This is a genomic window from Methylonatrum kenyense (assembly GCF_023195885.1).
In the GTDB taxonomy this organism is placed as follows: domain Bacteria; phylum Pseudomonadota; class Gammaproteobacteria; order Nitrococcales; family Aquisalimonadaceae; genus Methylonatrum; species Methylonatrum kenyense.
This window is the reverse complement of the sequence record NZ_JALPKO010000001.1, coordinates 169,635-192,352: the sequence shown is the minus strand read 5'-3', so window position 1 is coordinate 192,352 and position 22,718 is coordinate 169,635. Positions and strand designations below refer to the sequence as shown.

Here is a 22,718-nt window from a genome sequence, read left to right as displayed (position 1 = left end):
GTTCTCTCCGTGTATGTAGAAGTTCGCGGTTTAGTAGAAGAAAGGGCTTACCGGAAAACCGATAAGCCCTTGATTTGACTGGTCGGGGTGGAGGGATTTGAACCCCCGACCACCTGCACCCCATGCAGGTGCGCTACCAGGCTGCGCTACACCCCGAAACCGGTGCGAAGGATACCGCAGTGTGCAGTGGGAGCAAAGCGCTCCGACCCGGCTGGCGCCGTTTCAGTCAACCTCATCCGTGGCAGCGATGACCGTGTCGCCGTCCTTGATGCAGGGAAGGTTCACGGGCTGACCGGAGGAGCGGGTCACCGGGCCGATGCGGGTTACGATCTGGTCGCCTTCCACCGACGAACCGTCATCGTCCAGGCGCAGATCGGCACCGCCGAACGGTCGAAGCGGGGAATCCGGTTCCTCCTGCCAGGCAGCAACGCAGCTGGCGTGGGGTTCGGGAATACCGGCCGCAAGCCGGCTGGCGATGATGGTGGCGATGGCCACGGTCACGACCAGGGCCAGGGCGATGAATCCGGTAATCCGCATGGTCAAGATCCAGTTCTGCTCGGGAGATCGGTGTCGAGCATAGCCTGAACCGGCGTGCCCGGAAAATCCCCGTGGCCACGGGGCGGAATGTTCAGGCTTTACCGCTTGCCGACGCGGCCTGCATGATGCGCGGGTGTTCGTCTCGGGATGAGTCATGAACGGAATTTTTCTTGCCATCGTGCTGGTGGCCTTCCTCACCGCGGCCTTTTTCCAGCTTCGCCATGGTCCGGCGGAGGAGGGCGAGGATACGCCGATGGAGGCGCTGTCCACCGCGATGGTGGAGTCCGCCGGTGGTGCCGTGGAACTGGCCATCGGCCTGATCGGCGTGATGACGCTGTTCCTGGGCCTGATGAAGGTCGCCGAGGCGGGCGGCATGCTGACCATCATCGCCAAGCTGATCCGGCCGCTGATGGTGCGTCTGTTCCCCGAGGTGCCGGGCAATCATCCGGCCATGGGGGCGATGATCCTGAACTTCTCGGCCAATGCCCTGGGGCTTGGCAATGCGGCGACGCCGTTCGGCATTCGCGCCATGCAGGAGCTGGACAAGCTCAATCCGCGCAAGGGCACTGCCTCGGATTCAATGGCCCTGTTCCTGGCGATCAACACCTCGAGCATTACCCTGTTGCCCACGGGGGTGATTGCGTTGCGGGCAGCGGCCGGTTCCACCTCGCCCGCGGCGATTCTTCCGACCACGCTGTTCGCGACGGTCTGCGCGACCATCGCCGCGATCTGCGCCGCCAAGTTCTACCGGCGGTTTTTCCCGATCGAGAACTACCCGATTCGGGAGCACGAGGATCCCGCCGCCGGGGTCGGGCAGCAGCAGACCCAGGCCGAGGAGGAGGAAGCCTTACCGGACTCGGCCTCCGATGCCTATCCCGGCTGGGTCTCGGCCCTGGCCCTGCTTGCGATACTGTCGTTGATTCCCCTGTCGATCATCTATGGTCGCGTGATCGCGCCGTGGATCATTCCGGGCCTGATGGTGTTCTTCCTGGGCTTCGGCGTGCTGCGCGGGGTGCGGATCTACGAGGTGTTCGTGGAGGGGGCGAAGGACGGCTTCCAGGTCGCGGTGCGCATCATTCCATACCTTGTGGCCATCCTGGTCGCCGTTGGCATGTTCCGCGCCAGCGGCGCGATGGATGTGATGGTTGGGACGATCGGTGTCTGGACCGAGCGGATCGGTCTGCCGGCGGAAGCCCTGCCCATGGCCCTGCTGCGGCCGCTATCCGGGTCCGGCGCCTACGGCATTCTGGCGTCGATCATCAATGATCCCAGCATTGGTCCTGACAGCTACACGGGCATCCTGGTCAGTACCCTGCAGGGCTCGACCGAGACCACCTTCTACGTCCTCGCGGTTTATTTCGGCGCGATCCAGGTGAAGCGCATTCGCCATACACTGGCCGCGGCCCTGACCGCAGACATGGTGGCCGTGGCTGCCGCGGTGGTGATCTGCCTGACACTGTTCGGCGTGGTGGTCAGCCAGTAGGGCGGTGCGGCGCGCCTTGCCTCGGAACGCTGCGGACGACAAGACAAACGCATGAGTAAGTCAGCATTTCCGTCAAGATTGGAATTGTTGCAAAATAGTACGCTCAAACCGTACCAAATCGGTCCCATTTCGGTTAGAATCAGGACATGATTCGAATCAACCGTGAAACGGATTACGCGACCGCGATCCTCGGCGTCATGGCCGCGGAACCGGACGAGCGTTTCAGCGCCTCAGGTCTTGCGGCACGGCGTGGCCTGCCGGGTCCGGTGGTCAGCAAGATCCTGAAACAGCTGGTGCGTGGCGGGCTGTTGCGATCGCACCGCGGAGCCAAGGGTGGCTATAGCCTGGCCCGCGACGCCGGGGCGATTTCGATCGCGGAAGTCATTATGGCCATGGAGGGGCCGATCGCGCTCACCGATTGCATCGAAGGTGGCGGCGAGGCCTGCCAGTTTCATGCGCATTGTGTACTGAGCACGAACTGGTCCCGGATCAATGACGCCATTTATCGCGCGCTTCAGGACGTCAGCATCAAGGACATGATTGAGCCGTTAACGGATGATCACCCGGGGCTGCGCAATCTGGGCAGGCATGTCCGGGACAGCTTGGGTGGTTCCGCCGGACAGGCCAAGGCCTTTCGATTCGATCACGGTTGATTCGGTTCGCATTACTCCCCATGACTCGCATTGGATCCTGACAGGAGCAGTTCCATGTCTGCCAGCAGCAAGACCATCGAAGAAATCACCGGCAAACGCGGCTACGAGTACGGGTTTGTCACGGATATCGAGCAGGAATGGGCACCGCCCGGCCTCAACGAGGACACGGTGCGTTTCATCTCGGCCAAGAAGGACGAGCCGGAATGGCTGCTCGAGTGGCGCCTGGAAGCGTTGCGCGGCTTCATGGAGATGGAGCACCCGAATTGGGCCCATGTGAAGTATCCGCCGATCGATTTCCAGGCGATCAGCTATTACGCGGCGCCGAAGAATCAGCCGAAGAGCCTGGACGAGGTGGATCCCAAGCTGCTCGAAACCTACGAGAAGCTGGGTATTCCGATGCATGAACAGGAGGTGCTTGCCGGTGTCGACACCTCGGACCGGAAGCCGGAAGTCGCGGTGGATGCCGTGTTCGACAGCGTCTCGGTGGGCACGACCTACAAGGACAAGCTGGCCGAGCAGGGCATTATTTTCTGCTCCATGTCCGAGGCGGTGAAGGAGCATCCGGAACTGGTGAAGCAGTATCTGGGCACCGTGGTCCCGCGCAAGGATAACTACTTCGCGGCGCTCAACTCGGCGGTGTTTTCCGACGGCTCCTTCGTGTTCATTCCGAAGGGCGTCAAGTGCCCGATGGAGCTGTCCACGTACTTCCGCATCAATGCCGGTCATACCGGTCAGTTCGAGCGTACGCTGATCATCGCCGAGGAGGGCGCCTCGGTGTCCTACCTTGAGGGCTGCACGGCGCCGATGCGCGACGAGAACCAGCTGCACGCGGCGGTGGTCGAGCTGGTCGCGCTGGACGATGCCGATATCAAGTATTCGACGGTGCAGAACTGGTATCCCGGCGACGAGAATGGCGTCGGCGGCATTTTCAACTTCGTGACCAAGCGCGGGCTGTGTGCCGGCAAGCGTTCGCGCATCGCATGGACCCAGGTGGAAACCGGTTCGGCCATTACCTGGAAATACCCGAGTTGTGTGCTCAAGGGCGACGACTCGGTGGGTGAGTTCTACTCGGTGGCGGTGACCCGCGGTTACCAGCAGGCCGATACCGGCACCAAGATGATCCATATGGGCAAGAACACCCGCAGCACGATCATCGCCAAGGGTATCTCGGCCGGCCATGGCGAACAGAGCTACCGGGGTTTGGTGCGCGTGGCGCCGACGGCCAAGGATGCCCGCAACTATTCGCAGTGTGACTCAATGCTGATCGGCGACCAATGTGCGGCGCACACCTTCCCGTACATCGATGCCCAGCATCCGGGTGCGCAGATCGAGCACGAGGCAACGACCTCGCGCATCAGCGAAGACCAGCTGTTCTATTGCAAGCAGCGCGGCATCGGCGAGGAAGAGGCGGTTTCGCTGATCGTCAACGGCTTCTGCCGGGACGTGTTCAAGAAACTACCGATGGAATTCGCCGTCGAGGCGCAGAAGCTGCTGGAAGTCACGCTGGAGGACAGCGTCGGCTGATCGCAGCCGGCGCCAGTCGCTGCAAGACAACGACGAACATGCAAAGCCGCGGTCCGAACGGCCGCGTCGCCGCCCTGATGCGGCAGCTCAACAGATCAGGAGAGACGGAATGGCATTGCTTGAAATCAAGAATCTGCACGCAGCCGTTGAAGGCGAGGAGATTCTTCGCGGCATCAACCTCAGTGTCGATCGCGGCGAAGTGCACGCTGTGATGGGCCCCAATGGCTCCGGCAAGAGCACGCTGTCCAAGGTGCTGGCCGGCCATGATGGCTATGAGGTTACGGGCGGTCAGGTGCTGTACGACGGCAAGGACCTGCTGGACATGGAGGCCGAGGACCGGGCCCGTCTGGGTGTGTTCCTGGGCTTCCAGTACCCGGTGGAGATCCCGGGCGTTGCCAATACCTATTTCCTGAAAGCGGCACTGAACGCGATTCGCAAGCATCGCGGCGAGGATGAGCTTGACGCGGTCGCCTTTCTCAAGCGGATTCGCGAGCGCGCCAGCCTGGTGAACATGGACGAGAACCTGCTCAAGCGTGCGGTCAACGAAGGTTTCTCCGGTGGTGAGAAGAAGCGGAACGAAATCTTCCAGATGGCGGTGCTGGAGCCGCAGTTGGCCATTCTTGACGAGACCGATTCGGGCCTGGATATCGATGCCCTGCGCATCGTTGCCCAGGGAGTGAACGCCATGCGCGACCCGGACCGCGCGTTCCTGCTGATCACGCACTACCAGCGGTTGCTTGACCATATCGAGCCGGATTACGTGCATGTGCTGGTCAACGGCCGGATTCGGCAGTCCGGCGGCAAGGAGTTGGCCGAGGAACTGGAACGCTCCGGATATGCCCTGTTCGAAGAAAATGCGGCCTGAGGGAGGTCCGATGGAAGCGGTAACCGAACTGAAAAGCGCCTACATGGAGATCTTCGAGGCGGCGGCCCAAGCTGGCGGTATGCTCGGCGAACGGCGCCGGCAGGCGATCGATTCCTTCGAGCGGCTGGGCTTTCCGACCCGCCGCATGGAGGCGTGGAAGCACGCCAAGCTTGACCCGCTGACCCGCCAGGTTTTTCCGCCGGCGGCCCCGGGCGGTGAGTTGTCGCCGGCCGTGGTTTCCCGGTTTGCGGATGTGGCGGGTGCCGTGCGCCTGGTGTTTGTCGATGGCCATTTCAGCAGCCGGCATTCGGACCTGAGTGCGGCGCCAGCCGGTGTTCGTGTGCAATCGCTGGATGCCGCCCTGCGCGAGGACACTGATCTGGTGCGGGAGCAGTTCGCCCGGGTGGTGGATGTCGATGGGCATGCCTTCGCAGCGTTGAACACGGCCTTCTCTGCCGACGGAGCGGTGATCGATATTGCCGATAACGTGGTCATGGACGCGCCGGTGGTGGTGATATTCGCCAGCAGCAGCCAGCTGGCCGGCCATGCTGCCTATCCGCGCATCCTGCTGCGCGCCGGCCAGGGATCCGAGGTGCGACTGGTGCAGCAACATCTGGGCGACGTCGACGATACCCACCTGGTGGCGCCGGTTACCGAACTGGTGTTGCGGGACAACTCCGGCGTCAGCCTCCAGCATTTCCAGGATGACGGCCCGGGTGCCTGGCACCTGGGGGCGATCAGTGCACGCGTGCCGCGCGATGCCCGCTTTGCGCTGCATACCGTTTCGGCCGGAAGCCGGTTTGCCCGCACCGATGTGCAGGTGGACCTGGTGGAGCCGGGTGCCGATTTGCGCATGAACGGTCTGTACATGGTCGATGGCAAGCGCTACGCCGACTATCACACCGTGGTGCGGCACGTCACCGATCATAGCCAGAGCCAGCAGTTGTTCAAGGGCATCCTTGGTGGTCGTGGCGAGGCGGTTTTCGACGGCACGATCCACGTGGCGCGGGATGCGCAGCAGACCGACTCCGAGCAGCAGAACAGCAATCTGCTACTCAACCCGATGGCGCTGGCGCATTCCAATCCGCGGCTGGAAATCTATGCCGACGACGTGAAATGCGCGCATGGCTCCACGGTTGGCGAACTCGACGAGGACGCGATGTTCTATCTGCGCAGCCGCGGCATCGGCCTTGACGATGCGCAGGCCCTGCTGACCTTCGCCTTTGCCAACGAGGTGCTGGACGACATGATCGAGCCGGCATTGTCGGGACAGGCGCGTCAGCGCCTGCTGGCCCTGTTGCCGGGTGGTGCGTCGCTGGAGGCGCTTGAATGAGTGTTGTTGATCCGGTCAATGGCAGGCAGGTTGCCGCGCTGGATGTCGAACGCATCCGGCGCGACTTCCCGATTCTGCGCCGTGAGGTCCACGGCAAGCCACTGGTCTATCTGGACAATGGCGCCAGTGCCCAGCGGCCGGAGGTGGTGATCGAGGCCGAGGCGGATTGTTACCGCCGTTATTACGCCAACATCCATCGTGGCGTGCATGCCCTCTCGCAGGAGTCCACCAGTGCCTTCGAGGCGGTCCGCGGCAAGGTGAAAGAGCTGCTGAACGCGCCCTCGGAACGCGAGATCGTGTTCACCCGCGGCACCACGGAATCGATCAACCTGGTTGCCCAGAGCCATGTGCGGCCGATGCTGAAACCCGGTGACGAGATCCTGATCACTGCCATGGAGCACCACAGCAACATCGTGCCCTGGCAGTTGCTCTGCGACGCCACCGGCGCGAAGCTCGTTGTCGTGCCGTTTTCCGACGCCGGCGAGCTGTCGCTGGAGGATGTGGCAAGCCGGATCACGGCGCGCACCCGGTTCATCAGCGTCATGCATGTCTCCAATGCCCTGGGCACGATCAACCCGGTGCTTGAGATCGTCCGCCTGGCGCGCGAGCACGGGCTGACGATTCTGCTCGACGGGGCCCAGGCTGCGCCGCATATGCCGGTGGACGTGCAGGCGCTGGATTGTGACTTCTACGTCTTCTCGGCGCACAAATTGTACGGCCCCACCGGGGTCGGTGTGCTGTTTGGCAAATACGAGCTGCTGCAGGCGATGCCGCCGTGGCAGGGCGGCGGCGACATGATCCGCAGTGTAAGCTTCGAGCGCACCGAGTTTGCCGAGCCGCCGGCACGGTTCGAGGCCGGTACACCCAACATCGCCGGTGTGATCGGCATGGGAGCCGCCATCGATTATTTCCGGGCGCTGGATCCGGCGGCTGTCTTCGCCCACGAGTCGGCATTGCTGAGGTACGCGGAATCGGAGTTGGAGACGGTGCCGGGCCTTCGGATTATCGGCAACGCCGCGGCCAAGGCCGGCATCCTGTCCTTTGTCATGGAAGACGCGCATCCTCATGATATCGGTACCATTCTCGATGCCGATGGGGTCGCGATCCGCGCGGGTCACCATTGCGCGCAGCCGGTGATGCAGCGATACGGCGTTCCGGCCACGGCCCGTGCATCCTTCGCGGCCTACAACACCATGGCTGAAGTCGACGCGCTGGTCGCTTCGCTGCACAAGGTGTGTGACCTGTTTGGCAGATGAGCGGCGGTACCTCGCTGTACCAGGCCGTGATCCTGGATCACAATCGACAGCCGCGGAATTTCCGACCCCTGCCCGCAGCCGCATCGCAGGCGGTGGCGCATAATCCACTCTGCGGAGATACCGTCGAAATCGGCGTGGTGGTGCGGGACGGCGAAGTCAGCGAAATCAGCTTTCAGGGCGAATCCTGCGCCGTCGCGACCGCCTCGGCATCACTCCTGACCGAGACGCTACAGGGCCGGGGCGTTCCAGCGGCCCTCAGTCTCTGTGACCAGTATGTGGCCGCCCTGGCCGGCACGGCCGACCCGCCCGAGTTGCCCGATGCCCTGCGACCCTTGCTGACGGTGCGGCGCTTTCCCGGTCGCGAGCAGTGTGCGGCGCTGCCGGTCCAGGCGATTCGTGCAGCCCTGCGACGCTTCTCCGGCGCTGACTGACCGTTTCTCCTCACCCGGGCCGCCGCCTGCCCGCGTTTGGCGACAGCGTGTCGGCGGCCGGATCCTGATTTACTCTGCCACCTGGGACGGATGCGTCCGTTCCGCTCGTCAGTCATCGAGGGTTCGTGCGGCAGTGGTCGGGTTCCCGCCCGCGGAATCGCCTCAGCGTTTCCCGATGCCCGTTTTTGTTACACTTCGCGCTTCGATGGCGGAAGCGATCCGCAGGAAAGGCCTAATGACCCTGAGCTGGATGGAGCGTCGCTCCCTGCGACTCTCGAATCTGTTTGGTTTTCTCGCCTGTTTTCTAATGCTGGGTGCTGCCTATTACATGGAGCACGGCATGGGCCTGGAACCGTGTCCGCTCTGTATCCTGCAACGCATGGCGGTGGCCGGCATGGCGGTTATTTTCATTGTCGCCATGCTGCACGGGCCCAAGGACTGGGGGCGCTTTGTCTACGGCAGCCTGATGTTACTGGCAGCGGGAACCGGGGCGGCGATTGCCGGGCGGCATATCTGGCTGCAGAGCCTGCCACCAGAGGATGTGCCCGCCTGTGGTCCGGGGCTGGAGTACATGATGAGCACCTTTCCGCTGAGTGACGTGCTGCGGATGGTGCTGCAGGGTTCCGGCGAGTGTGCTGCTGTACATAGCGTGTTTGGCCTGAGTCTGCCGATCTGGACTCTGGCGGGGTTCATCATTGTCGGTTTGTTCGGTGTCTGGGCCAATCTGAAGCCCCGGCAGCGTTCCATCTGGCTTTAAGAAAACGCTCGAGGGAATAAATCAGTGTTTCCTTGAGGGGGTGCGGGTGCCGAGCCGCGTTTCCTTTGGAATTTCTGGCCTCGATCACGACTGACGGGGCGGTTGTCGAGAAACAATGGCCAAGCCTCCCAGCAAGCGAAAAAAACCCGCGAAGCGCCGAACAAGCCGGCGTCGCTCCCGTTTCCCCTGGCTGAAACTGTTCCTGCTGGTGATCGTCTTGCTGGCGTTGGCAACCACGGCCTGGGCAGCCTGGCTGGACCAGACCGTGCGCAGCCAGTTCGAGGGCAAGCGCTGGTCGGTACCGGCCACGGTTTACGCGCGCCCGCTGGAACTGTACGAGGGCCGACGCCTGAACCTGGACCAGTTGACCGAAGAGCTGCGGGCGCTGGAATACAACGAAACCGCCTCGCCCGGAGGTTCCGGCACCTGGTTGCGCGATGGTGCCGATTTCGTCCTCAGCAGTCGGGCATTCCAGCACTGGGACGGCGCCGAACCCGCCCGACGCCTCCGTTTTTCAGTCAGCAACGGCCGCGTCAGCAATTTGCGTGACGCCGAGACCGGCGAAAGTGTCGCCATTGCCCGGCTGGATCCGGCACGCATTGGGAACATCTATCCGGGGCATCGGGAGGATCGGTTGCTGGTGCGGCTGGAGGATGTGCCACAGCCCCTGATCGACGCCCTGCTGGCCGTCGAGGACCGGGATTTCTATCGGCACTGGGGCATTTCGATCACCGGAATCGCCCGCGCGGCCTGGGCCAATCTGCGCGCCGGCCGGGTGGTGCAGGGTGGCAGCACCCTGACCCAGCAGTTGGTCAAGAATTTCTACCTGACCAGCGACCGGACGTTCGTGCGCAAGGTCAACGAGGCGATGATGGCCTTGCTGCTGGAGCGACGTTACAGCAAGGACGACATCCTCGAATCCTATCTGAACGAGGTCTACCTGGCGCAGGATCGCGACCGCGCGATTCACGGGGTGGGTCTGGCCTCGCAGTTCCTGTTCGGCGAACCGCTGGACTCGCTGGATCTGTCGCAGCATGCGCTGATGGTGGCGATGATCCGGGGGCCCTCGCTGTATGACCCGCGGCGCAACCCGGATCGGGCCCGGGCGCGACGGGATCAGGTGCTGCGGATGATGGCGGCAGAGGGCGTGATCAGCGACGCGGTGGCGGCCTTGGCCATCGAACAGTCACTGGCGGTGCGCACCCGCGTCGCCGATGCCGGACGCAGTTTTCCGGGCTTTCTTAGCCTGGTACAGCGTGATCTGCGCCGCGATTACGAACTGGAGGATCTGCGCACCGAGGGTCTGCGCATCTTCACCACCATGGCGCCAGGCGTTCAGGCCGCGACCGAGAAGGCCGTGGAACGCCAGCTCGAGGGCCGTCCGCAGGAACTGGAGGCGGCTGCGGTGATGGTCGAACCGGAGTCGGGCGAGGTGCTGGCATTGGTGGGCGGCCGCAATCCCCGCTTTGCCGGTTTCAACCGGGCGGTGGACCTGCGCCGGCAGATCGGCTCGCTGGTCAAGCCGGTGGTCTACCTGGCGGCGCTGGAATCGCCGGAGCAGTACGGGCTCGGCAGCCTGCTCGACGACTCGCCCCTGCGGATCGACGATGAACGCACGGGCAACCACTGGGAACCGATGAATTTCGACCGGCGCTTCCGCGGCTCGGTGGCGTTAATCGACAGTCTTGCCTGGTCGCTCAATGTGCCGACCGTCCGCCTCGGCATGGATATCGGCCTCGGTACCGTGCAGGGTGCCGTCGAACGCCTGGGCGGCCCGGCCAATCGCCGGCTGTATCCGTCATCCCTGCTGGGCACACAGGAACTGTCACCGCTGCAGGTTGCACAGATGTACCAGACCATCGCCGCCGGCGGCTTCAATACGCCGCTGCGGTCGGTGCGCGAGGTGACCCGGCAGGACGGCACGCCGTTGAATCGCTATCCCTTGTCCACCGACCGGATGTTCGAACCGGTACCGGTGCATCTCACCACCACGGCTCTGGTCGCAGCGATGCGTCAGGGGACCGGCCAGGGGGCCTATCGCTTTCTGCCGCAGGACTTTCTGGTGGCGGGCAAGACCGGCACCACCAATAATCAGCGGGACAGCTGGTTCGCGGGTTTCGGTGGTGACCTGCTTGGTGTGGTCTGGCTTGGACGTGACGACAATGCGGCGACCGATCTCACAGGCGCAAGCGGCGCACTGCCGGTCTGGGCGGATGCGCTCAGCGTGATCAACCCGGCACCGTTGCAATTGCGCCCGCCGGACGGTGTCGATACGGTCTGGATCGAGCGCGATACGGGTCGCCTTGCGGCTGAGCACTGCAGCGGCGTTCGGGCGCTGCCCTACAGTCGTGCACACCGACCCGAGCCGAGCCGTGATTGCGACTACCGGGAGGAAGAGCGCGATGCCGGTAGCGGTGTTGCCGACTGGTTCCGAGGGCTGTTCCAATGAGCTGGCGTTTGTTCGCACTGCTTCCGATTATCGGCCTGCTGCTTGCCGCCTGTGCCGTGGAGCCGCCGGAACGGCGACCGCCGCCCCCGCCGCCACCTCCGCCGGAGGAGCCGCCGCCGGATCCGGATGAACCGCCCCCGGAAGTCGAACCGGAACCGGAGCCCGAACCCGAACCCGAGCCGGACCCGCCGGCGCGTGGCAGTGCGGCGGTGGTGGCACTGCAAACCGATGCGGATGCCGCCTCGGCCGAAGGTGAGCATGATCGGGCCGCATCCCTGCTGGAGCGGGCACTTCGCATCGAGCCGCACAATCCAGTGCTGTGGCACAACCTGGCCGTGGTCCGCTACCGCGAGGGTGATTACGCCCAGGCGGAAGCCATGGCCATGCGTTCCAACCGTTATGCCGACGGCCGGCGCAGCCTGATGCAGCGCAACTGGCAGTTGATTGCCGTGGCCCGCGAACTTGCCGGTGACGACGCGGGTGCCGGCGAGGCACGGCAGCGCGCGGACCGTCTCGGCGGCAGCTAGATGGCATCGGTGCGTGACCTGCTCGGTCTTGCCGGTCCATTGGCCGACAGGGTTGCCGACTTCCAGCCCCGGGAGGAGCAACAGGCCCTGGCCGAGGCGGTCGAACAGGCGCTGGCCGATGGCGAGAATCTGATTGCCGAGGCCGGCACCGGCACCGGCAAGACCTTTGCCTATTTGTTGCCGGCACTGCGCGCGCGCGGTCGTGTGATCATCTCCACCGGTACGCGCACCCTGCAGGATCAGCTCTTCCACAAGGATCTGCCGGTGGTCCGGGATGCCCTGGACATGCCGGTCCGTGTCGCCCTGCTCAAGGGGCGCGGCAACTACCTCTGCCGCTACCGTATGGAGCATGCCGAGTTCGATCCACGGTTTGATCGCCGCGAGGCCGCCAGGGATCTGCAGCAGATCCGGCAATGGGCGGCCATGACACGCAGTGGCGATGTCTCGGAGCTGGCCGCGGTACCGGCAGACCGGCCGATCTGGGGCCGGGCAACCTCGACTGTCGACAACTGCCTGGGCCAGGACTGCCCCGATTATGGAGACTGCTTCCTGATGGAGGCGCGAAAGCGCGCGCAGGAGGCCGATGTGGTGGTGGTCAACCACCACCTGCTGATGGCGGACATGGCGCTGAAGGAGGGCGGCCACGGCGAAGTCCTTCCGGCTGCCGATGCCTATATCCTGGATGAGGCCCATCAATTGCCCGAGGTGGCGGCGCAGTTCTTTGGCGTGTCGGTGAGTGCCCGGCAGTTCATGGATCTGCTGCGTGATGTCACGGCCGAGGATCTGCGCGAGGCAGGGGATGAACCCGAGCTGGCCGGGATCGTCGCGGATTTGCGCAAGGCCGTGCTGGATTTTCGCCTATGCCTGGGCGAGCGACCCACGCGTGCCGCCTGGGCCAGTGTCGAGAATCGTCCGCAGGTTGTCCAGGGTGTCCAGGAGTTGGTGGACGGCCTGGCTGCGATGCACGTCTTGCTCGAGCGAATGGCGGAGCGGGGCAAGGGACTGGAGGCCTGCAATAGGCGATGTGCTGCGCTTTCGGCCGAGCTCCAGGCATTTCTGGCGCCGGTGGAAACCGAGGCGGTGCCCTGGTTCGAGACCCATAGCCAGTCCTTTATCCTGCGCCTGACACCGTTGGACGTGGGGCGTCCGCTGCAGGCCCAGATGCAGCGCCATCCCGGTGCCTGGGTTTTCACCTCGGCAACCCTGTCCGTAGCCGGCGGGTTCGAGCATTTCCGGCGTCGGCTGGGGCTAGCGGAGGAGACCCGACATGTCCGGCTGGAGAGTCCGTTCGATTACGCGAATAACGCAGTGCTCTACGTGCCTCGCGGCTTGCCGGAACCGAACGCACCCGACTACAACAGGGCGTTCCTGGAGCAGGCCTGGCCGCTGGTGAAGGCGAGTGGCGGTCGGGCGTTCCTGCTGTTCACCAGTTACCGGGCCCTGCATGCAGCGGCCGACTGGTTGCGGGAGCGCTGCGATTATCCACTGCTGGTTCAGGGGCAGGCCTCGCAACGGCAGTTGCTGGACCGGTTTCGCGACCTTGGTAATGCGGTGCTGCTGGGGACCGCGAGTTTCTGGGAAGGCGTTGATGTGAAGGGCGAGGCGTTGTCACTGGTCTGCATCGACCGGCTGCCGTTTGCCTCCCCGGCAGATCCGGTCAACGAGGCCCGCATCGCACACCTGCGACGCAACGACGGCAATCCGTTCCGTGACTTTCAGCTGCCACAGGCGGTGATTGCCTTGCGTCAGGGAGTCGGCCGCCTGATCCGGGATCACACTGATCGGGGCGTCCTCATGATCGGCGATCCGCGACTCCTGGGTCGCTCCTACGGCCGCCGCTTTCTTGACAGCCTGCCGCCGATGGCGCGCACCCGTGATGCCGCAATCGTGGCCTCGTTCCTGCAGCGGCCGGCATCACGTCCGAGTTCTGAATAGTCGGCAAGGAGGGGGAAACGCTGATGCATGGATCAGCGTTTACCTGGGTTGCCGATATCAGTCTTCAACCAGGTTGTAGGAGCCGTCCTCGTCGTGGGTCTCACGGCCGGTGACCGGCGGATTGAAGGCGCAGACCAGTCGCATGTCCTCGGTGCCGCCGCGAAGGATATGCCGGTCGTGATTGTCCAGCGCGTACAGCGTGCCGTCCTTGATCTCGTGCACCTCGCCGGTTGCCAGATCCTCGATGCTGCCATTCCCGGCCACGCAGTAAACCGCTTCCAGGTGGTTCTTGTACCAGAGGTGCAATTCGGCGCCGGCGGGGATGATGGTTTCGTGGAAGGAGAACCCCATGCCGTCCTTCTTCAGCAGAAGCCGGCGACTTTTCCAGCCCGGTCCGGACACGTCGCGATCGCCGCCAATGATGTCTTCGAGTCTGACAATTTTCATGCTCGCTCCTTGAATAGGCTTGAAAAAATCACGGCCGGCTACACTACGTCAGCCAGCCGTTTCTCTACGCTCCCCGGTCGGGCGGATGAGTCCGTCCTGCAGTCGACGCTTACTCGCCGGATGCCTTCTTTTTCAGTCCGAGTTCCTCAAGAGCGGTAACGAGGCTCTTCTCGATGATATTCAGACCCTTCTGCAGGTCCTCATCGCTGGTGGTCAGCGGCGGCAGCAGCTTGAGCACCTGATCGTCAGGACCGGCGGTCTCGATGATCAGGCCATGGCGGAAGGCGACTTCCGAAATCTTGCTGGCCAGATCATGGTTGGCGAACTCCAGCGCCTGCATCATGCCCCGGCCACGCGGACAGCCACCGCCCTTGGGGCAACTCTTGGTCGGGTTGATACAGGTGCCGCGATCGGTCGGGCAGCCGCCGGTCTCCGGATACTTCTCGCTAAGCATGGTCAGGAAGTCGCGCATCATCCTGCCGCGCCGGGCCACGTCTTTTTCAAACGTATCGTCCTGCCAGAACAGTTCCAGCGTGCGTTTCGCAGTAACCATGGCCGGGTTGAAGCCGCGGAACGTGCCATTGTGCTCGCCCGGTTCCCAGATATCGAATTCGGGCCGGATCAGGGTCAGGGCCAGCGGCAGGCCATAGCCGCTGATCGATTTCGAGACGGTGACAACGTCCGGCTTGATTCCCGCTTCCTCAAAGCTGAAGAACCCACCGCAGCGCCCGTTGCCGGTCTGGATGTCGTCAACGATCAGCAGCATGTCGTACTTGCGGCACAGTGCTTCCAGCCCCTGCAGCCATTCCTTGTCGGCAACATTGACGCCACCTTCGGCCTGCACGGTCTCGACGATTGCCGCCGCCGGCGTATCCATGCCGGAGCCGGAATCCGCAAGCATGCGGTCGATGTACTCGATGGTGTTCTGCTCCGGACCGAAGTAGTTGCAGTACGGCATCGAATCGCTGTGGGTCAACGGCAGGCCGGCGCCCTGGCGCTTGAAGGCGTTGCCGGTCACCGATAGCGATCCCAGGCTCATGCCGTGGAAGGCACTGGTGAAGGACATGATTTTCTCGCGGCCTTTCACCTTGCGCGCGATTTTCAACGCCGCCTCGACCGCATTGGTGCCGGTCGGCCCGGGGAACTGCACCCGGTAATCCATGCCGCGCGGATCAAGGATAATGCGCTTGAACGTCTCCAGGAATTCAGCCCGGGCAACGCTGGCCATGTCCAGGCTGTGCGTAATGTTGTCGTTGCTGAGATAATCGATCAACGCCTTCTTCAATTCCGGGTGGTTATGGCCGTAATTGAGCACGCTGGCGCCGGCAAAAAAATCCAGATATTTGCGGCCCTCGATGTCCTCAATCCAGGATCCCTTTGCCTTTTTGAAAACGGCAGGAAAATTCCGGATATAACTCCGGACCTGCGATTCGTTGTCGGTAATCGTTGCCATTGAATCAATGGTCATTGGGTAATCCTCTTACGGCGAAAGTTGTTCAGTGCGTGTCGGGTCGAGCGGTCCGATCAGATAAAGTTCTTCGGCTTCGTGGTTGCCGTCGGCGGGGAAATCCGCCTCGGTGAATCCGGTTGCAACCGTCATGTCGGCACCGATGCTGCGTGCGACAGAGGCAAACAGGGCCTTAGACGCCTCGTTTGACGGCGAGATCGTGGTCTCAAGCCTTGCCGCACCGGCTGCGCCCGACGATTGCAGGAAGGCTGCAAGGAGCCGTTTGCCGAGCCCGCAGCCCCGCATGGCGGCGTCCACGCCCACCTGCCAGAGGAAGATCGCATCCGGCCGCGTCGGCGGCCGATAGCCGGTCACGAAACCTACAACCCGCCCTTCATGCTCAGCGACGACGCAGGTGTCGGCGAAATCCTTGCACAGCAACAGGTACATGTAGCAGGAGTTCGGGTCGAGAACCCCCGAATCTGTCACCACGCGCCACATTTCGGCGCCGTCGGCGATGGTCGGGGAGCGAAACTTGATCGAAGCGTCGGTCTCTGGAGTGACTTGACTCAAGTAGTGTTCCTCGCCGATTTGAGACCGGCCCACCGAAGTCGGGCTGTTCGGCATGGCCCCGTTGCGAGCGCTTCGTCCAGCGCACCCTGTCACGGAAGCTCGGAAACCCACGCCTGCAGGTCGGGCTCGGCCACGTAGTCATAAAGGCGTAAAATTATGCCTCACCGGGTGGTCAATTGTCAATAAAAATCTATCGACTGTTTGTTGTTTTTAATAGTGTTTTGTTTTCATTTAACGACGCGATGATTCAAATAAAAATTCGATATTTTATTGACGAATTAATGTCTTTTTTTGGTTTTCTTCGAGCGACTTGATCCCTCGGCCCAGCCGGATCCGAATCCGTCGGCTCCTGTATTCCTGGTTACAGTTATCGTGAGGGCGATGGCGAGCCGTTGCCCCATTGCCGCGACTGAACCGGAGTCCGGTTCCGCTCGCCTGGCGAGGCGTGGCCATGGCAGTGCTTCCTGAAAAGGCGCGAACACGAATCCCGGCATGGTAATACGGCGCCGTTTCCTTTAGCTTCGCGGCGCTGGATCCTGCTTCCCGGCGCGGACCCGGCGAAGCCAGTTCCATTGACGCGACGAGCCGGCCTATCATGCTGCGGACCCTTGGTTCCCTGTCACCGCTGTTCCTCTCCATGGGCATCCTGCTGCTGGGCGGCGGCCTGCTCGGTACCTTGCTTGCCGTGCGCATGGGGGTGGAGGGTTTTCGCCCCGATATCATCGGCCTGGTCATGGCCTGCTATTCGGTTGGCTTTGTCATGGCCACGCTGGTTTGTTCGCGGATCATCCAGAAAGTTGGTCACATCCGCTGTTTCGCCGCGTTCGCTGCGATCGCGGCCTGTTCCGCGCTTGTTCATGGATTGCACGTGGATGCCTGGTTGTGGGCGGGCATGCGCATCACCTTCGGCTTCGCCGTCGCCGGTCTGTACATGGTGACCGAAAGCTGGTTGAACGACCGCACGCCCCGTGAGTTTCGCGGCCGGGTTCTGGGTATTTACGTGGTCGTTACCTCGGTCTCCCTCGGCTCCGGTCAGTTCCTGCTGAACGTCTGGGATGTCTCCGGCTACCAGCTGTTCAGCCTTGCGGGTATCCTCATGGCCGCGGCGCTTGTTCCGGTGGCGCTGACCCGGGTGACATCGCCGGAGATTCTGCCAACCCGTCGCGTCGGCTTACGCACCCTGTACGCGATCTCGCCGGTGGCCACGGTAACCGCATTCGGAGCCGGTCTCAGCAACGGGGGCTTCTTCGCCCTGGGCCCGGTGTTTGCGGTGGGGATGGGGTTTTCCACGGCGGAAGTGGCGAGTTTCATGGGCGCTGCCATCCTCGGTGGGCTGTTCCTGCAATACCTGATCGGCCGCCTGTCGGACCATTTTGACCGCCGCCGCGTCATCATCGTGGTGACGAGCCTGCTGGCCATGGTCAGTCTGGTCATTGCCAGTGTGCAGTCGCCCGCACTGACGCTAATAATCGGCCTGGCGGTTTTCTGGGGCGGGCTGAATTTTACGGTTTATGCGCTGGGCTTGGCCCTGGCGCATGACTTCATGCAACCGGAGGAACGGGTACCGGCGAGTGCCACGTTGTTGTTGGTGCACGGTACCGGCATGATTCTCGGCCCGCTGTTGCTGGCTCGTTTCATGGCCGGCCTGGGTAGCCAGGGCCTGTTTCTGGGGCTGGCGATCATCGCCGTCTGCATCGCCGTTTACGGCTGGTACCGCGATCGCGTCACCGACACGATTCCGGTCACCGATCAGGAGGTCTACCGCGCGGTACCGCAGGTGGTAGCCTCAACGCCGATGACGCCGGTATTGGAGGCGGATAGCGAGGACACGCAGTTGGAATTCGATTTCGACGCATCCCCGGGTGATACCGGTGGGTGGCAGGGGGCAGGCGATGTCGACGGCTGATACGCCGGTCATTATCGCGCTTGATGCCTGCACCGAGGCCTGCAGCGTGGCGCTGACGACAGGCGGCAACGTGTTCTCACGACATGCCGTGATCCCGCGCGGCCATGCCCGGGAACTTTTGCCCATGCTGGACGGCTTGCTGGCCGAGGCCGGCGTGTCCCGCGATGCAATCGGCCTGGTCGCCTATGGCCGCGGGCCGGGCGCCTTCACCGGCGTGCGGATCAGCGTGGCGGTCGCCCAGGGGCTAGCCCGGGGGCTTGGTTGCCCGGTGATCGGCGTGTCCAGCCTGCAGGCGGTGGCTGATGTCGCCGGCCGGGACGCGGGCCCTCATCGGGTTGCGGTGGCCATTGATGCGCGTATGGGGGAGGTCTACTGGGGGCTGTACGAACGCCTGGAAGCGAACCAGCCCTTGAAATTGCGCGACGAGGAAGCGGTATTGCCCCCGGCTGCGGTCACCTTGCCCACGGGCTGGACCGAATGGCAGGCCGCCGGGACTGGATGGGCCGTTCATTCCCAGGCCCTGCTGGCGGCGCTGGGTACAGCGCCAGCCCGCATCCTGGATCAGGCCCTGCCCGATGCGCGTTGCCTGTTGCCCCATGCGGTAGCGGCCTGGCGCAACGGCACGCTCGAGAACGCGGCATCGGCGCGGCCGGTTTACCTGCGGGACAACGTTACAGGATAGCCCGTTGCACGCGGCAGAGCGTTCGCACGAAGCCGAGAACGCCATCGACGTCGTTCAGGTCCAGTGCCGTGATGTCGCGGCCACCGCCTGGCGGCGGCGTATCCGTGGCGAGCGCCAGCACAGCCGGATCGCGCGGGAATCGGAAGCCCCGTGCCAGTTCACGGCGGTAGACTTCGAGCTTCGGAATCGGCTCGTCGCGAAACCCTTCGACCAGGATCAGGTCAAGCTCGTCCTGGTCCAGCAGGGCAAGTTCCTCGATCAGTTGCGGGTCCTTCTCCGTCGCCTTCTCCTGAATCAGGACCCGGCGGTGGCCGGAGCTGATCAGGATCTGACCCGCTCCGGCGCCGCGCAGCACGTGGCTATCCTTGCCGGGGTAGTCGACATCGAATCGATGGTGGGCGTGCTTGATGACCGCGATGCGCAGACCCGACTGCCGCAGTGGCGGCAGCAGCTTCGCCAGCAGTGTGGTCTTGCCTGCACCGCTCCAACCGGCAAATCCGAGCAACGGGCAGCGGCTGCCGATATTAACCGGCCATTCGGGGACTGCAGCGCGATGGCGCTCGGTGGAGAGTTCGATATCTCGGAGCATGTCTGCTGAGGTCTTTACGAGGACCGGGCAAGTATCCATGGCCCGCGCGGCGAATGCCAGGGGATCCCTGGCCGTTTGCACGGCCAGCGCATTTCATACCACGGCAGCAATGGGCGTGGATCCGGGGCATCCGATGTTCGAACCGGATCAGCGTTTCCCTAAATCCTTTGCGAGGTGATCCAGTGGAGAGCAAACAGCCGTTGATACTCGTAGTCGCGGGCAGTACCCGCGGTGCATCATTCAACCGTAAGTTGGCCAGTTGTGCGGCGGACATTGCCCTGCAACAGCAGGCGCGAGTGGAACTGATCGAACTGGCCGATTACCCGATGCCGCTGTACGACGGTGACCTGGAGACACGGGAGGGGGTGCCAGAGTCGGCCCGGGCGCTGAAGGCACGGTTCCTGGCCTGCGACGGCTTCTTCATTGCATCGCCGGAGTACAACGGTTTCTTCCCGCCGCTGCTGAAGAACACCCTTGACTGGATTTCTCGCCGAGAATCGGACGAGGAGCCGCCGCTGGTAGCCTATGCCGGAAAGGTCGCCGCGTTGGGCGGCGCGTCCCCCGGACGCCTGGGCGGCATGCGCGCGTTGGCGCACCTGCGCACGCTGCTTGCTGGTATCGGCGTGCATGTGGTGCCTGGCCAGGTCACGGTCGGCCAGGCGGGTGACGCGTTTGATGCCAACGGTCAGTTGCAGGACCAGGCAACGGCAGAGGCGCTGCGGGATTTGATGGCCCGGTGCATCCGCACCGCCCGGCTGCTGGCCGCGGACTGAATCGCCGCCGGCTGGAAGCCCGGCAACCATTGATCCCGGCCTGACCGATTTTCCGGTTCAGACCCCTGGGAAAATGGTGCCCTGGGCAGGATTTGAACCTGCGACCTACCGCTTAGGAGGCGGTTGCTCTATCCAGCTGAGCTACCAGGGCGATGACTCGGGTCAAGAGCCTAACCGAAGACCTGCAGGGCTGCCACGGCTTGGTGGCTTGTTGGTCGGGTGGGTCAAGGATGGAGTTCGCGCGGGCGCGGTGGCGACACTGAAGACCCGGAACAGGTCCGGGCCTTCAGAAACTGGTGAACCCGCGGGACGTGCGAATTCCACCGCAATCCCGCGACTGCTTCAGGGGCAAATGCCGTCTCTGACGAGGCCCCTGTGGGCGTACGGATACTCTTCCTCCACGAGGTCGCAGACTTCTGCAACGACTTCCTCGGAGGACCTGTCGTTATCCACTTCCTCGGTGCAAGCGGTTTCGATAACGGCGTATGCATATCCGTACTGGCCGAGCACGTGATCGCAGACTTCGGCAACGTCGTCCGCAAGGGATGCGTCGTTGTCCGGAGACGGCACCTGCTCCTCGGAGCAGGCAGCCATAAGGAACATCGCGATGACGCCGAATCCGACGACGTACAAGGACTTGAGCCTTGCGCCGCGGGCTTGTTGTGACTTGATTGTTTTCGCCGGCATGGTCTTCTCCACTGAATTAAGGAAACACAAATCTATTCGCACCTCTGCGCCCGAGACCGGTTTTGGTCATCTGGCAAGACTCGGTGCCGGTTCGGTAGCCAGAGCTACCGGCCGGTGACGCAACACAGCCAGGGGCCAAAACCGGCCGGACCCTTCGGGTTGGGCCGCATTTTACCCGATTGCTGCGTTGCGCTGCTTGACTGCAGAATGACTGCGGCGCTGCGCAGCGCGCCTTGGCTAGGAAAAAATGCGGACGCCAACGCAGGCGTGCCAATAGATCAGTGTTTCCTTGAATATACGCATGATAAAGAAAATGCGCCGCGAGTTTAGCAGGTAGGAAGATTAGCAGGCGCGGGACATGATCGGCGAGGAACGCCGGGGAGGGGATTGGTGGAGCCGAGGTCCACCGACTCGCTGTTTCAGAAAGTTGCTACCGGAACCACTAACCACTGATTTATAAATAAAATCTCGCACATACCCTGTTCAGCATGTTGCATGATGTTGCTGGTGATTGTATTATTTATGATGGGTATTATGTGAGGTAGCGGTCATGCCGAAAGTAGCGAGAGAGTTGTCAGCAACCGACGTGCGGAACATGAACACACCCGGTTACCACGCGGTAGGTGGTGTGTCTGGTCTATACCTGCAAGTCACCAAGAACGGGGGCAAGACGTGGATTCTCCGTGCGATGGTGGGCAGTAAGCGTCGAGACATTGGGTTAGGCGGCTTTCCCACCGTGCCGCTGACTGATGCTCGTAAGAAGGCGCGAGAGATGCGCGATATGATCGCGCGGGGGGTTGACCCTGTTGTTGAGCGCAAGGCCGCACAGGACGCACTGAAGGCCGCTCAGGAGCAATTCCTTACCTTTGAGGCTGCGGCGAGGCGTTACCACAAAATCAAGGCACCTGAGTTTAAGAGCGAGAAGCACAGACAGGATTGGATTAAAAGTCTTGAGATGTATGCGTTCCCATACGTTGGGGAGCGTTCTGTCGCTGAGATGACCAAGAAGGACGTGCTAGAGGTTCTGGAACCTATATGGAATGAGAAAACCGAGACGGCCACTAGAGTCAGGCAAAGGATGGATTTGGTGTTCTCGTGGGCAATCGCGTCTGACTACAGGACAGCGGATAACCCCGCGCGGTGGAAAGACAACCTCGAACACAAACTTGCGAAGCCGAGCGCAATCACTAAGGTCGCACACCACAGGGCGCTCCCTTGGAAGGACGTGCCAGCGTTCGTGGTTGATCTGCGGACGCGTGATGGCATTGGTGCTAGGGCGCTAGAGTTCGCCATATTGACGGCTGCACGGTCTGGCGAGGTGAGGAAAGCCACCTGGGATGAAATAAACCTAGAAGAGAAGTTGTGGACGCTACCCGAGCATCGCATGAAGGCGGGTAAGCAACACAAGGTGCCACTGTCCACTGCGGCCATTGATATTTTAAGATCAATGCCGCGAACCTCCGACTACGTATTCCCCAACACCAAAGGCGGTCCAATCTCGGACATGACGATGAGTGCCGTATGCAGGCGCATGGGTGTTGATGCGGTGCCGCATGGCTTCCGGTCTAGTTTCAAGGATTGGGCGCGGCACTACACATTCAGAGATTCGGAAGGTTTCCCGCATCGGTTTGATGATGAAGTGAGCGAACTGGCGTTGGCACACGTCAACTCGGACGCAACGCGGGCTGCATATGCTCGGGATGAACTGCTACCGCAGCGGCGGGAGATGATGAACTACTGGTCCGAGTTCTTGGACGCAAAAGAGCCTAATCACCGTGCTGATAATGTGGTGCCGTTCCAATAACCGGGGATTTATGTACGTTTCTGAGGTGATTTTGTACGAACGTACCTAACACGGTAGTGC

The 22,718-nt window shown here is 62.7% G+C and carries 21 protein-coding genes and 2 tRNA genes; 15 read left to right on the top strand and 8 right to left on the bottom strand.

Annotation, left to right across the window (positions count from 1 at the left end; all coding sequences use genetic code 11):
• Positions 1–79: 79 nt before the first annotated feature.
• Both M0534_RS00980 and M0534_RS00975 read right to left on the bottom strand, forming a co-directional pair.
• Positions 80–156 (bottom strand) — tRNA-Pro (locus tag M0534_RS00980).
• A gap of 66 nt (positions 157–222) precedes the next feature.
• Positions 223–537: a hypothetical protein gene (locus tag M0534_RS00975; protein WP_248566537.1), complete on the bottom strand. Its 315-nt coding sequence runs from the start codon at positions 535–537 to the stop codon at positions 223–225.
• Positions 538–691: 154 nt separating this feature from the next.
• On the opposite strand from M0534_RS00975, the gene M0534_RS00970 reads away from it, so the two are divergent.
• From M0534_RS00970 to yoaA, 11 genes are all read left to right on the top strand, one after another.
• Entirely contained in the window at positions 692–2,020 is a 1,329-nt protein-coding gene (locus M0534_RS00970; RefSeq protein WP_248566536.1) for a nucleoside recognition domain-containing protein, read from the top strand.
• A 146-nt stretch (positions 2,021–2,166) separates the two neighbouring features.
• Complete coding sequence (locus M0534_RS00965) at positions 2,167–2,673, top strand: SUF system Fe-S cluster assembly regulator (RefSeq protein WP_248566535.1); 507 nt, start codon at positions 2,167–2,169, stop codon at positions 2,671–2,673.
• Positions 2,674–2,727: 54 nt separating this feature from the next.
• Positions 2,728–4,197, top strand: a complete 1,470-nt coding sequence (sufB, locus tag M0534_RS00960) for a Fe-S cluster assembly protein SufB (RefSeq protein ID WP_248566534.1) — start codon at positions 2,728–2,730, stop codon at positions 4,195–4,197.
• A gap of 109 nt (positions 4,198–4,306) precedes the next feature.
• A complete protein-coding gene (gene sufC / locus M0534_RS00955) occupies positions 4,307–5,062 on the top strand; it encodes a Fe-S cluster assembly ATPase SufC (protein WP_248566533.1) in 756 nt (251 codons plus the stop codon).
• A 10-nt stretch (positions 5,063–5,072) separates the two neighbouring features.
• The gene (sufD, locus tag M0534_RS00950; protein WP_248566532.1) at positions 5,073–6,395 is read left to right on the top strand and encodes a Fe-S cluster assembly protein SufD; all 1,323 of its coding nucleotides are present in this window, start codon (positions 5,073–5,075) and stop codon (positions 6,393–6,395) included.
• Complete coding sequence (locus M0534_RS00945) at positions 6,392–7,651, top strand: cysteine desulfurase (protein WP_248566531.1); 1,260 nt, start codon at positions 6,392–6,394, stop codon at positions 7,649–7,651. The genes sufD and M0534_RS00945 overlap by 4 nt, the downstream gene beginning before the upstream one ends.
• Positions 7,648–8,082, top strand: coding sequence for a Fe-S cluster assembly sulfur transfer protein SufU (sufU, locus tag M0534_RS00940; protein ID WP_248566530.1), 435 nt, complete (start codon positions 7,648–7,650; stop codon positions 8,080–8,082). Before M0534_RS00945 ends, sufU begins: the two co-directional genes overlap by 4 nt.
• Before the next feature lie 235 nt (positions 8,083–8,317).
• Positions 8,318–8,839, top strand: coding sequence for a disulfide bond formation protein B (locus tag M0534_RS00935; protein WP_248566529.1), 522 nt, complete (start codon positions 8,318–8,320; stop codon positions 8,837–8,839).
• 115 nt (positions 8,840–8,954) lie between these two features.
• Positions 8,955–11,288, top strand: a complete 2,334-nt coding sequence (gene mrcB, locus M0534_RS00930) for a penicillin-binding protein 1B (protein WP_248566528.1) — start codon at positions 8,955–8,957, stop codon at positions 11,286–11,288.
• Positions 11,285–11,815 (top strand): tetratricopeptide repeat protein, encoded by a 531-nt coding sequence (locus M0534_RS00925; RefSeq protein ID WP_248566527.1) that lies wholly within the window; start codon positions 11,285–11,287, stop codon positions 11,813–11,815. Before mrcB ends, M0534_RS00925 begins: the two co-directional genes overlap by 4 nt.
• Positions 11,816–13,750 carry a DNA repair helicase YoaA gene (gene yoaA / locus M0534_RS00920; RefSeq protein WP_248566526.1) on the top strand — a complete coding sequence of 645 codons (1,935 nt, stop codon included), beginning with the start codon at positions 11,816–11,818 and terminating at the stop codon, positions 13,748–13,750. It begins immediately after the preceding gene.
• 57 nt (positions 13,751–13,807) lie between these two features.
• On the opposite strand, the gene M0534_RS00915 is transcribed toward yoaA, so the two are convergent.
• From M0534_RS00915 to ectA, 3 genes are all read right to left on the bottom strand, one after another.
• A complete protein-coding gene (locus tag M0534_RS00915; RefSeq protein WP_248566525.1) occupies positions 13,808–14,197 on the bottom strand; it encodes an ectoine synthase in 390 nt (129 codons plus the stop codon).
• A gap of 109 nt (positions 14,198–14,306) precedes the next feature.
• Positions 14,307–15,665: a diaminobutyrate--2-oxoglutarate transaminase gene (gene ectB, locus M0534_RS00910; protein WP_248566524.1), complete on the bottom strand. Its 1,359-nt coding sequence runs from the start codon at positions 15,663–15,665 to the stop codon at positions 14,307–14,309.
• A gap of 12 nt (positions 15,666–15,677) precedes the next feature.
• Positions 15,678–16,217: a diaminobutyrate acetyltransferase gene (gene ectA, locus M0534_RS00905; RefSeq protein WP_248566523.1), complete on the bottom strand. Its 540-nt coding sequence runs from the start codon at positions 16,215–16,217 to the stop codon at positions 15,678–15,680.
• 595 nt (positions 16,218–16,812) lie between these two features.
• Here ectA and M0534_RS00900 point away from each other — a divergent pair.
• The gene (locus M0534_RS00900) at positions 16,813–18,123 is read left to right on the top strand and encodes an MFS transporter (RefSeq protein ID WP_248566522.1); all 1,311 of its coding nucleotides are present in this window, start codon (positions 16,813–16,815) and stop codon (positions 18,121–18,123) included.
• Entirely contained in the window at positions 18,110–18,805 is a 696-nt protein-coding gene (gene tsaB, locus M0534_RS00895) for a tRNA (adenosine(37)-N6)-threonylcarbamoyltransferase complex dimerization subunit type 1 TsaB (protein WP_248566521.1), read from the top strand. The genes M0534_RS00900 and tsaB overlap by 14 nt, the downstream gene beginning before the upstream one ends.
• Here the strand turns inward: tsaB and mobB are convergent.
• The gene (gene mobB / locus M0534_RS00890) at positions 18,795–19,394 is read right to left on the bottom strand and encodes a molybdopterin-guanine dinucleotide biosynthesis protein B (RefSeq protein ID WP_248566520.1); all 600 of its coding nucleotides are present in this window, start codon (positions 19,392–19,394) and stop codon (positions 18,795–18,797) included. The genes tsaB and mobB overlap by 11 nt on opposite strands.
• A 182-nt stretch (positions 19,395–19,576) precedes the next feature.
• Here mobB and M0534_RS00885 point away from each other — a divergent pair, with 182 nt between their 5' ends.
• Positions 19,577–20,167, top strand: a complete 591-nt coding sequence (locus tag M0534_RS00885; protein ID WP_248566519.1) for an NADPH-dependent FMN reductase — start codon at positions 19,577–19,579, stop codon at positions 20,165–20,167.
• 74 nt (positions 20,168–20,241) lie between these two features.
• Here M0534_RS00885 and M0534_RS00880 read toward each other — a convergent pair.
• Positions 20,242–20,318, bottom strand: a tRNA-Arg gene (locus M0534_RS00880).
• A 191-nt stretch (positions 20,319–20,509) separates the two neighbouring features.
• Positions 20,510–20,854: a hypothetical protein gene (locus M0534_RS00875; RefSeq protein WP_248566518.1), complete on the bottom strand. Its 345-nt coding sequence runs from the start codon at positions 20,852–20,854 to the stop codon at positions 20,510–20,512.
• A gap of 550 nt (positions 20,855–21,404) precedes the next feature.
• On the opposite strand from M0534_RS00875, the gene M0534_RS00870 reads away from it, so the two are divergent.
• Entirely contained in the window at positions 21,405–22,658 is a 1,254-nt protein-coding gene (locus M0534_RS00870; RefSeq protein ID WP_248566517.1) for a tyrosine-type recombinase/integrase, read from the top strand.
• The last annotated feature ends 60 nt before the right edge of the window (positions 22,659–22,718 follow it).